At 45.3% G+C, this 12820-nt stretch carries 9 protein-coding genes; 4 read left to right on the top strand and 5 right to left on the bottom strand.

Going from position 1 to position 12820, the window contains the following annotated elements:
- Positions 1–14: 14 nt before the first annotated feature.
- The 4 genes from BACSA_RS11550 to BACSA_RS11535 form a co-directional block, all read right to left on the bottom strand.
- Positions 15–884 carry a cell division protein FtsX gene (locus tag BACSA_RS11550; RefSeq protein WP_013618278.1) on the bottom strand — a complete coding sequence of 290 codons (870 nt, stop codon included), beginning with the start codon at positions 882–884 and terminating at the stop codon, positions 15–17.
- Positions 881–1786, bottom strand: a complete 906-nt coding sequence (locus tag BACSA_RS11545; RefSeq protein ID WP_041584381.1) for a class I SAM-dependent methyltransferase — start codon at positions 1784–1786, stop codon at positions 881–883. Before BACSA_RS11545 ends, BACSA_RS11550 begins: the two co-directional genes overlap by 4 nt.
- A 233-nt stretch (positions 1787–2019) precedes the next feature.
- Positions 2020–2799, bottom strand: a complete 780-nt coding sequence (locus BACSA_RS11540; protein WP_013618276.1) for a radical SAM protein — start codon at positions 2797–2799, stop codon at positions 2020–2022.
- 401 nt (positions 2800–3200) lie between these two features.
- Complete coding sequence (locus tag BACSA_RS11535) at positions 3201–5243, bottom strand: helix-hairpin-helix domain-containing protein (RefSeq protein ID WP_013618275.1); 2043 nt, start codon at positions 5241–5243, stop codon at positions 3201–3203.
- Between the two features lie 100 nt (positions 5244–5343).
- Here BACSA_RS11535 and BACSA_RS11530 point away from each other — a divergent pair, with 100 nt between their 5' ends.
- Entirely contained in the window at positions 5344–5943 is a 600-nt protein-coding gene (locus BACSA_RS11530) for a DUF4294 domain-containing protein (RefSeq protein WP_041584380.1), read from the top strand.
- 8 nt (positions 5944–5951) lie between these two features.
- Here the strand turns inward: BACSA_RS11530 and BACSA_RS11525 are convergent, their stop codons facing one another.
- Positions 5952–6479 carry an RNA methyltransferase gene (locus BACSA_RS11525; protein WP_041584379.1) on the bottom strand — a complete coding sequence of 176 codons (528 nt, stop codon included), beginning with the start codon at positions 6477–6479 and terminating at the stop codon, positions 5952–5954.
- Between the two features lie 454 nt (positions 6480–6933).
- Between BACSA_RS11525 and nadA the strand changes: the two genes are divergently transcribed.
- The 3 genes from nadA (at position 6934) to BACSA_RS11505 (ending at position 12643) form a co-directional block, all read left to right on the top strand.
- Positions 6934–7926, top strand: a complete 993-nt coding sequence (gene nadA / locus BACSA_RS11515; protein WP_013618271.1) for a quinolinate synthase NadA — start codon at positions 6934–6936, stop codon at positions 7924–7926.
- 609 nt (positions 7927–8535) lie between these two features.
- Entirely contained in the window at positions 8536–10398 is a 1863-nt protein-coding gene (locus tag BACSA_RS11510; protein WP_013618270.1) for a hypothetical protein, read from the top strand.
- 25 nt (positions 10399–10423) lie between these two features.
- On the top strand, positions 10424–12643 hold the full coding sequence (locus BACSA_RS11505; RefSeq protein WP_013618269.1) for a hypothetical protein: 2220 nt from the start codon (positions 10424–10426) through the stop codon (positions 12641–12643).
- Positions 12644–12820 lie beyond the last annotated feature (177 nt).

Here is a 12820-nt window from a genome sequence, read left to right as displayed (position 1 = left end):
AAAATGTTATGAAATTAATTATAATACAACTCATTCGTTTTCATGCGGAGATACCGGTTAATGGATATCAGCGCACAAAGGGAAGTGATTACCACCCCGAATATAAACACCGAAACCATGACAACTATCATCACTCCCGGCGTTATAACCGCCAACAAATCAGGCTCGTATTTTACCAAAGCATACGCAAGCCCGATTAATGCCGCATCGGCGGCAGCCCCCGCCAGCATCCCTACCCACACATTACGCATCAGGAACGGACGCCGGATGAACGACCAGCTTGCCCCTACCAGCTTCATGGTATGTATCAGGAAACGTTTGGAATAAATGGTGAGCCTTATCGTATTGTTTATCAAGGCAAAAGATATCAGTGTCAACAAGGCGGCAAGCCCTAGCAGCACCACACTGACCTTACGGATATTCCGGTTGACGGCATCCAGCAAGTCTTGCGGATAATTTATTTCCAGCACACCTTTATGCGAAAGAATCCCGTCCTTAATCCATGCAATGCTGTCCGAATTGGCGTAATCGGCATTCAGCTTTACCTCAATCGATGCCGTAAACGGATTATAGCCCAAGAACTCAGCCGGGTCGGTACCCATGGCTTCGGTCTGCTCTTCCAAAGCCTGTTGCTTCGAGATGTACGAAGTCTGCTTGACATACGCTTCCTGATTCAGCTCCTTCTGATACCGGAGGATGTCCGCCTCTTTCATGTCATCGCTTATCAAGATAGAGAAAGCAATGTTCTCGCGTACATACACCGAAAGGTTGTTTGCCGCCATCACGAAAAAAACAACCGTCCCCAGCAAAACCAATACCAACATGGTACTGATGCTGGATGTAATGAATTGCATATCAAAAGATGCTTTCGTCCGCCTGCTCATGCCTTCACTTTTTTCTGAAATACATAAATCATGGAACTGCTCCGTTCCTTCTTCATCAAAGAAGCCAGCCCTGCTTCCGCCCCTTCCGCCATTCCTTTCAGGAAAGGAACGCCGCTCTTGCGGTATTTCTCCGAAAGCATCGACACATAAAAAGCATCGAACGGCATCGGATGCCGCTCCGTCAAGATAAATCCATGCTTGGCTCCGAACTGCTGCATCACGGCAGGTGTGAAATGCCACAAATGCCTTGGCACATCGTATGCCGCCCACATCTCCTTATAATGCCGCGCATCGGACGAAGTCGGATTGGGTACGGCTATGACCAGAATGCCCCGGTCGTCCAAGATGGAATAAAGCCGTTCCCACGTCTCATTGAGATGCTGCAAATGTTCCATCACGTGCCATAACGTCACTACATCAAATGATTTCGCTTCGTATGTATCCAACGCTTCGGGCGCATCCGCCTCCAGGTCAAAATGCTCGTGCGCGAAAGCCCTTGCCTGCGGACTTTTCTCGATAGCCGAAACCCGCCAGCCACGCTCTTGCATGAAATGAGGGAAATACCCCGTACCTGTACCGATATCCAGCAAACGTCCCCGGCTCAGGCCGCAACACCGCTTGATGAGGCGGGCTTTCCGGCGAAGCATGTATTGCCTTACATAATGGTACAGACGGTTGGCAAGCCCGCGTCGCGTATCTGTATGCGAGATGTAATCGGGCGATTCGTAATACCTCCCAATCTCGCTCTCGTCGGGCGCGTCTTGCGTGAAAAGAAAACCACACGCCACACACCTGCAAATGTCAAACGGTTCATTTGTGGCATAGTGGTCGGTGCAGGTCATCACCTTCTCGAAATGGCTCTTTCCGCAAAGCGGGCATGTATCTATGTGCAGTCTGTTCACTTCTTTCCCTAATTTGGTGCAAAATAACAAATAAATCGGTTATAAACACGCTTTTGTTAAACTTCTTTAAGGATATTATGCCCTCACGACCGATGCCTGTGCAGCCTTCCTCTCTCCACACAATCAGGCGGGGATGAAAACGCATATATCTCCCCCGACGGATGCAGCTATATGCATCGCCCGGCGCATATAGTTGCGTGCCCGGATGCAAGTATATGCGCATGCCGCACCTTTCAGTACGAAGCACTTGCCCGGATGCCTGCCTGCTCCAAGAGAGATACGATACGGTCGAGCTCCTCATGGGTGGCTTTTTGCAGGAAGCTATCGGGCGTCTCGCGGTCTATCGTATAAATCATCACCTGACGGGGAGCGATTTCTTTTACCGCCTCCAACCAGGGAAGCACAAAAGCATCTGAGGTATTGTCCACATCCTCGCCCTCATCGGTTTTCCCTTTCAAGAACATGGTCTGGATAATCAGATTGCCACGGAAAGCTTTCATTCCCTGAATGATGCGGCTTACGTCATACGGTCCTGTCGGACGGTCTACCTTGCCGATATAAGCTTCGTCTACCGTGTCCAGCTTCAAGATGTTATTGTCCACACGGCTTAACGCTTCGAACACTTCCGGGCGGTGTATCTGGGTGGAATTGCTCAATACGCTAATCTTCGCGTCAGGGAAATAGCGGTCGCGCAAGGCAATGGTGTCTTCGATGATTTCCTTAAAATGCGGATGAAGCGTAGGCTCTCCGTTTCCCGCAAAGGTCAGCACATCGGGGGCAGGACCGTTCGCCCGCATATCCATCAGACGTTGTTCCAAAGCCCGGCGCACTTCCTCACGCGTAGGAAGCTTGAGGCGGGGACGGCGGTCTTTATTGTATCCGCATTCGCAATAGATGCAATCGAACGTACAGCACTTCCCGTCGGCGGGAAGCAAGTTGATTCCTAACGAAACTCCCAACCGGCGGCTATGCACCGGTCCGAAAATAGGAGAGGGGTATATTACAGTTGACATAAGCTATCTTACATTTTATGTTTTGATGCAAATGTACACATTCTAAATCACATATCGTGCATGGCAAACAGAATGTTTTGAGAGCCTTTTGAATTTTCCAATGAATGATGTCATAGCTGACCCGGAGATGATAACGGCACGTAACTGCAAAGCGTTACAAATCGTTACAATTACAATTATTACAATTACTAAAATCGGACTTTCATAAGAGCGGTTCAAAAAAGAAAAGTTACACGTATAAGTTATATTATATATAAATATATATATTTATATATAATATAACTTATTGTTGAAAGCATTCTCCCTTCTTTTTCGTTTTCAATAATTGTAATTGTAACGATTTGTAACGCCCTGTAACGGAAATCCGTCTTCGTTTGGCACATGCATTATAAGCAAAACATTCACCATTTCACCCTTACTTGTACCTGCAAGTCCGCCTTATCGCTTCCTTGTATCTCCTCGGTATCCGTACCGATGCGGTTCCGGTCCTTGTAATGCGTCCAGCCCCACTTGGCTTGAATCATGAACCGGTTCTTCCATGTATATTTCAGGTTGATTGCCATGCGGGTTCCTTTGCCGTAAAATGAGTTCATGGAGAAAGCATAAAGCAAACCGGGCTCGTACACGTAAATACGTGAATCGTAATCTTGCGTGTGAAACCAGGTTCCGGTTAACGATGCCTGAAGGGAAATGCTTGGAATATTTCCCTTCACCGTGCCACTCACATATCCTCCCTTCGACTTTTCCCATCCGTTATACGAAGCCATTACACCTTCTGCTACCCCTTTCAGGGAAAGATACTCACTGCATACCGATGAACACTGATAACGCAAACGTTGCCTTACGTAAGGCAAAACAAACTTCGTTTCATCGGGAGAAGTATAGTTTTTCGCCTTGTTCTTATACGTGTACTTTATTAACATCGATAGTGAATTGAACGGTGAATAACTTAACTGGAATAAGCCATCGAATCCCGAAGTATGGTCACGGTCTACCTGATACCTGCGATAGAAGAAATGAAAGAAGTCTCCATAACACAACAACTTGAACTTGTCTAAGAAACTGGTTTCCAATCCTAAATAAGCTCCCGTTTCATTTTGAAGCCTCGAATTCTCGCCAAACGCGTTTCCATAAAGCGACTGGTAGCGCTTATCGTAATAACGGTGAATAACTAAGAGATTGGTATTCACACCCGGTTGATAACTGATTGCATTGAGCGTAGCTATCTTTCCCGATTTATCCATAGCCGTCTCGCCGGAAAACGTAAAGCGATGAAGAAAGAATTTGTAATTCACTCCTACATTATAGAAATAATCCCCGCGAGGATAATAAAGATTATAAGCGCGTGCATCGGGATTTAACACCTTGTTGAAATGATTATACACAGCAGTTAAACCGAACTCTGTGAATTTTCCATTATAAGTTAAGTTGCATCCGGTCAAATGATTAGATACGGTATTTTTCTTTTCCATATCTTTTTTCAACCGGTGATATCCATCGGTTTTCAACGACCTTATGAACTCGTTTTCCACACGTGCGTCCTGCTTTCTGAATGAATAGAAGGCAGACGCTTGCCAGCGTTTCGCCACTTGATACGTAGCGGCTATTCCTTGCAGATATTCTCCTTCTCCGGTCGAAGTATATTTCGTAAACCCTTGCCCGAAACGGTTCCGGTTCATCGTTCCTTTTCCCATCGTAAAGCTTCCGATATTCAATACCAGTCCATACCCGAAGTTCGCCTTATAGTTTCCGATAGCCAAGGCTTTCAGTCTCTTCAGATTCGAAAGGAACAGATAACCCGAATAAGCATCATACCCCTTCCGGTTATATTGGCTGAAGAACGGCTCTCCCGCATCTTTTTCGGCGGTCAATCCGGCATACACTTGCTTATTGTACTGGAAACGATAGCGCACATTGTGATAGAACGGGTCGCCATAATAACGCTTGTTAGGGCTTTCCGCCAAGGTTTCCGCATCATAATCGGCATAGCCCGCCTTGGTGTTGAAAGGGATGTCCAGACGTGTTAATAACTCCTGTTTATTGTATTTCCACAGGTTTTTCCATGAAAACTTATCCCGTTCATTCTCAGAGGGTCCGATATAGATGAAGTCTGTTAAAAACTTCCGGGTTTGCCAGTCCATCCCTTCAACACCCAGCAATTCATTCTTGGTCAATAACGGTCCGTATTTATAAACATAATACAAGATGTTTTCTATCAGCTTATCGGACAAGAAAGGAAGCTGCTCCAATTCTTCCTTGGTAATGGCATTGATATTAAAAGGATGTTCTGCTATTTCGCTTAACTCCTCGTATTTTTCTCTCCAGTCTTCCAAGTCTTCGGGAGCCGATATGTCTTCATTCCATTCCAGCCAATCGGACTGGGCAAACAAGGGTGTTAATACATAACATCCTAATATCCAAAAAACAAACATGCGTTTCAACATATTATTCACAAGTTATTAACAAAAGGAAATACGTTAATTTTTCGTATAACCTCTACGTAGTGTTTATCACAAATCATAATTATTCCTATTTTTGCGCATGATGAAAAATAGTTTATACATAGTGCTTTTCGTGCTCTTCGCTTTCGCATTGAAAACCCAAGCGCAAACTTCCTCCAATGGCACAACGCTGTACAAAGTACCTGTTATTGTGTACAAAGGAGACACTATACCTTGTATAACGCTAAGAACCGTATATGTATATCCTGAATTGCATTTTAAAAACAAACGCCAACGCAGATATTACAATAAACTGGTAAGAGACGTAAAGAAAACACTTCCCATTGCCAAAGAAGTGAACCGGGCGGTAATCGAAACTTACGAATACTTAATGACTTTGCCTGACGAAGAGGCACGCAACCGCCATATCAAGCGGGTAGAAAAAGGATTGAAAGAGCAATACACGCCTCGCATGAAGAAATTAACATTCGCACAAGGCAAGCTGTTGATAAAGTTGATAAACAGAGAATGCAACCAATCTTCCTTTCAATTGGTAAAAGCATTTATGGGTCCCTTCAAAGCCGGATTCTACCAGACTTTTGCCGCACTCTTCGGTGCCAGCCTGAAGAAAGAATATCATCCGGAAGACGAAGATAAATTAACCGAACGGGTTGTTGTACTGGTGGAAAACGGACAATTGTGAATAAACATTTATATTAACTTACACGCAAATTCCCAAATAACAATTCCAGCCGTTACAGATACATTCAACGAATGTTTGGTACCGAATTGAGGAATTTCTATGCACCCGTCACATAGATTCACCACTTCCTGCTTCACGCCTTTCACCTCATTTCCCAACACAACCGCGTATTTTTTATCCGGTTCCAAAACCAATTTATCCAACAGGATACTTCCTTCGCACTGCTCAATAGCAAATAAGGTATATCCCATTGTACGAAGCTCGTTTACAGCATCTTCCGTATGCTGGAAATACTTCCAGTCTACTGTATATTCAGCCCCTAATGCCGTTTTGTGCATCTCCGGATGAGGAGGAGTAGCGGTAATGCCGCATAAATAAATGCAGTCGACCAAGAACGCATCCGATGTACGGAATACCGCACCGATATTGTGCAGGCTCCGCACATCATCCAGCACTACCACCAACGGAATCTTTTTCGCCTCTTTAAACTCTTCCACCGTCAGGCGGTTCATCTCTGTAACTTTTAACTTCCGCAATTCAGCCATATAATGGGTATTTTTTTATTTGCAAAGATAACAAGTATATTCATAACCCTGTTAAAAACGGTGGAAAACCTGTATAAAAACCAAGCATAGAAAATGAAAACTTATACTTGCTTTATTCGTAGAAATGCTTATGGGCACAATCGAACGAACTATCCAAATATTGAACCCGAAAGTTTCATCACCGGTTTAAACATATTTTTTAGCACAAAAAACAAAGCAGTTCAAGAGAAAGTTTTTAACTTTGCATGTTACCAACCGTTAGTGAATAGCAAACGTAAAGAGAATAAAATCAAGCCATAAGCCTGTTGATGAAACTTGAATAGCCATACATCAGACACTTATAACTTAAAAAGCAACTATTTTATCCGATTTTTACGAACACTATCAACGGGCTATTATTACCATCATAAATTTTTTTGAAAAAAGAAAAGAAATATATTTTAATATGAGAAAAGAGGAATGGTTGAAGAAGGGATATGTGGATGAAGCAATCCCCGAAGGCGTGAACTTAAAGGCGGAAATCAAACGCTTGTGTAAAGAAAAGAATGCCGTTATCTTGGGGCATTTCTACCAGGCGGACGAGATTCAGGAGATAGCCGATTTTATCGGCGATAGTCTGGCATTGGCGCAATGGGCGGCAAAGACCGATGCGGACATTATCGTAATGTGCGGTGTGCATTTTATGGGTGAGACCGCCAAAATCCTTTGTCCGGATAAGAAAGTGCTGATACCCGACTTGAATGCGGGATGTTCGTTGGCGGATAGCTGCCCGGCGGATAAGCTTGCGGAATTTATTGAAGCGAATCCCGGACATACGGTGATTTCGTACGTGAATACCAGTGCAGCCGTAAAGGCACTAACCGATGTGGTGGTTACATCGACCAATGCCAAACAAATCGTAGAAAGTTTTCCGGAAGATCAAAAGATTATTTTCGGTCCCGATAAGAACTTAGGAAATTACATTAATGCCATTACGGGAAGGAATATGCTCTTGTGGGACGGGGCTTGCCATGTGCACGAGAAATTCTCGGTAGAAAAGATTCTGGAGTTGAAAAAACAGTATCCTGATGCGGCGGTGCTGGTTCATCCGGAGTGTAAAGGTGCGGTGGCTAAACTGGCGGATAAGGTAGCGTCTACCGCCGGATTGTTGAAGTATGCCATGGGAAGCGAAAAGAAAGATTTCATTGTAGCTACAGAGAGTGGCATCCTTTACGAGATGCGCAAGAAATGTCCGGATAAGCATTTCATTCCGGCACCGCCCGAAGACAGCACTTGTGCCTGCAACGAATGTAATTTCATGCGCTTGAATACGCTCGGAAAGTTATATAATACGTTGAAATACGAATGGCCTGAAGTGAAGGTGGAGCCCGGCATTGCGGAAAAGGCAATCATCCCCATTCAGCGCATGCTTGAAATCTCTTCGAAGTTAGGGCTTTGATACATTTTTGTTAAAGCCTTTTTAATAAGAAGGTTAGATTCTTAAAACGTGTTATAAAACATAAGATTTTAAGTCTATATACTTGCTATATTCAGAGAAACCCGTATCTTTGCATCGTGTTTTTCATAGTATTAGATTTAAGGTTAACAAAGGTTGGAGTACAGCGGTACTCCTTTTTTTATGTCTGTATGCTTCGTCCGGTTTTATTTGAGAGATAGGTTTCTTTTCCATTCAGTTTTCCTTCTATTTCCTTTTTAACTATCTCCTTTTTATGTTTTCCATATCAAAACCGTACGGTTTCCAATTGGAGAACATACGGTTTCCATATCAAAAACATACGGTTTTGATATCAAGAACGTAAAAGGAAGGTAAATGGAAACGGAATGCCAGCTATTCGCATCTGCATTGGCATATAGTTTCATCAGCCAATGCAGATAGCTGGATTGGCTGATGTACCCTGGCTTCAATATAGATTAGACATTCGTTGCATCATCATCTTTGTCCCGTCTGAACAAAAAGCGGTTATCGGTTGTTGTATTGCTGGTGCCGGAAAAGAGTTCCGGCCGTTTGTAATTGATTGACTATTTATTTAATCAACCAACTGACAAGATGAAAAAAAGTTTTTGGATTACGTTCTTATGCAGTCTGATGCTGGCGGCTTGTAGCCGGGAAGAGTGGATGAAACCTCCAGGAGGGGAGGGAAGCAAGGCAGTCTTTGTCTTGCAATGTGCCGATTATGAAGGTGAAGATGTTCCGTCACGCCTTGTTACAAGCAAGGGCAGGACATACGACCGTGTTGTTTTTTATGTAGCGGACGAGGCAGGGCGTGTAGTGACCAACCTGAAAGGATTTTATGATTATGCAGCTTCAGAAATACACCTTGAAGGTTTACAGGAAGGAGATTATACCTTGCTGGTATTGGGTATCCGGGGGGATGCCGGACAAGATGGGGTTTCTATCCGCAAACTGAATAATGTATCCGAGCCTTGGCTGATATTTCCTGCTCAATTGTCGAAACCGCTGGAAGCGGATTATTTCTATTCACGTACTTCTTTTTCTGTTTCCCGGAAACCGGGTGTAGGCGGAGCCGAGATTATTGTTTCGGCACCCGGGCAGATTGTGCAACGGCGGATAGCCGGCAGGGTGGACTTTTCGTTCGCTTTTCGCAATCCTTACGTGCGTACCGCGGTCGTACACAAGGAAGTGATATGGGATGCAGTGTCTTTTTATACGACTCTTTCGGGCGACGGTTCGCTTTCGGGCGAAGCGGATATGCAGCCTGTGGTCTGGCCGCTGGATTCGGTAGCTTCTTTTTGCTTGCCTCCAGCTTCCGGTGAAGTGCCTCTGCAGGGAGCGGTCACGGTATTGACACGCGATTATCGGAAGAATCAGATAGAGCGAACGTATGATTTTACCGTCGATTCGTTGGTTTCAAACCGTATTTATCGGGTGCATACTCCGGTTGTACATCCCGATGATAAGGCAGGAGTGATGTTTGTAACTTCAATGGCGTATGAAGAAGGCGGGCACGCGAAAATCTTGCAAGATGAAGAGCGGAAAGAAATCTATACGGATACCCGCCAGCGTTCGTTCGACACTTCTCAGCCTTTGCAGGTAGAGATAACCGATGACGGGCGTTTGCACATGCGCTTTTATTCACCGCGTGACTTGAGTGATGTGCTGGTGCGTGCCCGTTTTCCTTCGGTGAGCGATGAATACATTGACTTGGCTTACTTTGATACGGTACCGGCTTTTGCCGATTTTTACGGTCAGATTCCGCTTTTCACTTCAGAATGTATGTATCGTACCGTTTCGGGGAAATGGATAAAAGTGCCTCCGCAACCGTTGACGGCTGCCCTTGATGCCAGTTACGAAGTGATTTCGGGCGATGCTTATTGGGAAAAGTTGCAAGCTATCCGTCATGGTTGGAAGGTGACTTTCAACCTGTATGGAGGTGATCCCGACCAGCCTAATGGCGGACCGGCAGGAAACTGGATGGGAATCCGTCCGGTGCATTGCCGTGAAGTGGTGGCGTTTTTCCTTAATTTCACCTATATGATTGATATGCAAGAACACGAGGATATCTTGCGTGCCAACGAGGACCGTCTTTACGGAAATGGAGGAGTAACCGACAAGGTAAGTGCTGAAACCGTATTGAAACAGATGCGCCAGCCTCGTTCATTGCGGGTAGGATTGGTCTATACGGGAAATGGAGTGCTTGGGCTGGGCGGAGGTGATGTGTTCGGGGCGTATCAGGGTGCTTGGCTCAGCCATTATACCGATACGTATGCCTGCGAGGTGATGTTTCACGAACTGGGGCACGTTATGGGGTATAGTCACGATAGTGCGTTCACTTACGGGCCGTGGGCACAGGAGCTGATGAATCAGTTTTATGTAGACCATTTGTATTTGATGCCTATTGATTCGCCTGATTATCTGAAAAGCAAACAGAGTCCGGCTCTTTATAAATAATGAGAAGTTTAAAATGTAAGGAGTTATGAAGAAAAAGAGAATCATTTTATATGCATTGGGAGGCCTGTTGCTTGCAGGATGTACCCGGGAAACGATGTCGGTCCCTTCGGTGTCGGAAGGAGAAATCATTGCCCGTGTGTCGGTGGATGATTTGGAAGGGAATGGGATAGAGCAGGATGCACGTATCCTGACGATACAAGGATATCGGTTTGAAGGGGAGGTGCTGAAAGAAATCATTACTTCATTCCGTGCGGGAGAAGACGGCAGCTATATCTTTCATCCCCAAAGGGCGGAAGGAGAAATCTGCCTGCTTGCCAATGCCGGAAAGGTAAGGAATTTGCAGGAGGTGTTGCCTGATGTAACAACCAAATCGGAGTTTCTGAAACTAAGTGCCGATAAAGATGAATTGGCATCCGAAGAAGGTGGTCTGGCAATGAGCGGATGGATGGACCCGAACGGGATTTCGTCGGGGAAAAGCGAAGTATCGCTGAGGCGTAGCGTGTCGCGGATAGACCTTTCTTCTTTTGATAAAGGAGTAAAGGTACACCGTGTTACGGTTTCCCATATTTACCGGCAAGGTTATTTGAATGGTCAGGAATCGGTAGAAACACCAGATGGTGCCTCTACGTATGATTTTCGGAAAGAATATGTAGCTTTTGAGAATGGTAGTGAATGCTTGTTTTATTTGCCCGAACAGACAAATAACAAGTTGCAGGTGGAAATACTGGCTTCGTTTGATGGAGCGCAGCATCGGTTGGAAACTTCTTTGCCTGCCGCAATCCGGCGCAATGTGGTTTATACACTCTCGGTTTATGGAAGAGGGGGAAACCTGTCGGTATCGGTGACCGAAGACAATTGGCAAGCTGGTGGTGAGACAGAGTCCGGTCTTCAATTGAATGGGCTGGTCGATGTGGATGCTTCCCGCTTGTCGGAAGGTGTCCGTGTCAACCTTTCGAAAGATACGGTATTCATCCCTTATACACGTTCCGATTCACATCTGGTATTGCTGGGAGAATCCGGGGCGGATGTAGAAATAGAAGGGCAGGTAGACGGGGTTGTTGTACAACGGGTGGCAGGCAGGGGGCTGCAACCAATAGCCGACATATCTGTTTCGACCAGTATGCGGATGCCCGGAACAGAAGAGGAATATATATACTTGGAGGTATATCGGCAAAACGTGTATGCGGGCAGAATCGTTTTGGTGGTCGAACCCAGTCCCATCCGACTGGAAGGACAAATCAAGCTGAACGAGCAGGGAATATGCGATTTCGACCGTTATGTTGAGGGTGAATTGGGGCGTTTGACTCTTCCTGCCGGCAAGATAGTCGGTATGGAGTTTGATTCTGGCACTTCCCGTTGGATAAAGCTGGCGCCTGATGGAGAAACTTACCGCATCGTAGGCGGATGGAAACCGAACGACCCTCAGGCGGACGGACGTGTGCAGGAAGGCAGGTTGGTCATATCTGATGCAGATGGAAAGAACCGGGAAGTATATGTGATACGCCGGCGAAACTGGGGGCTTCCGGTGGTGAACATCAACGGGACGTGGTGGTCTAAATACAATTTGCGCGGAAATGTGAAAACATTCAGCGACCAGATATTGGTCGGTACAGATCCGGCAAAGGAAATAGACTTGGCAACTTATTTGAGCACGTGCGACGAAAATGAATTGTTGCATTTGCTGGGATATCAGTATCAGGCAGGTTATCCCGACGGATATCCGTTGAAGCACAACGAAACGGCTTTTTATTATGAAGGTATGCGAAACTCTGCCGAAAATTTCGGTCTGTTATCTTCCGAAGAAATGGCTCCTGAAGGATATCAGATACCTGATTACGATGATTATGCCTTTTTTACCCGGAATACGGATTTCAATTTGGGCGGACAGGGAACGCATACGTACCGGAATGCGGCAGGGCAGGAGCTGACGGTCACGATAACCGAACGGGAAGTATCGTTCGAAGGACATCTGTATGGAGTAATTGCTTTTTATGAGTTTCAGTACGAAGGTGCCCGCTGGGTACTTTGTGGGTTGGGACATCAATGGAACACCACTCCTGGAAACATTGCCCGGATGTCGTTGTTGCTTGCCACGCATGGGCATTCTTCGAACACGTGGGTAATGGAAGGATATGCGCATACAGAAAAACCGGGTGAGAACTGGTTGAAGTATGTGCCGCAGAACAATACAAAAACACGTACGATACGTTGCATAAAGAAACCGGTGGAATATATATATGAATAAATTGTTGAACAAATGATAAGAGCCTGTTTAAATTTTCCAATAAAGCAATATTCTATCAGGTTCTTTTGCGTTTGTTTCCGGTCTGTTTTCCCGATTTTATTCGTCAGATAGCCCGCTATCCTCCTCATAAAATCAGAAAAACATCCTCGAAAACAATTCGCAAAATTAACCTGAGCA

The sequence above is a fragment of the Phocaeicola salanitronis DSM 18170 genome (genome assembly GCF_000190575.1).
GTDB classification, from domain to species: domain Bacteria; phylum Bacteroidota; class Bacteroidia; order Bacteroidales; family Bacteroidaceae; genus Phocaeicola; species Phocaeicola salanitronis.
Note: the sequence above shows the minus strand (reverse complement) of the source record. Positions and strands in the feature narration are given on the sequence as shown.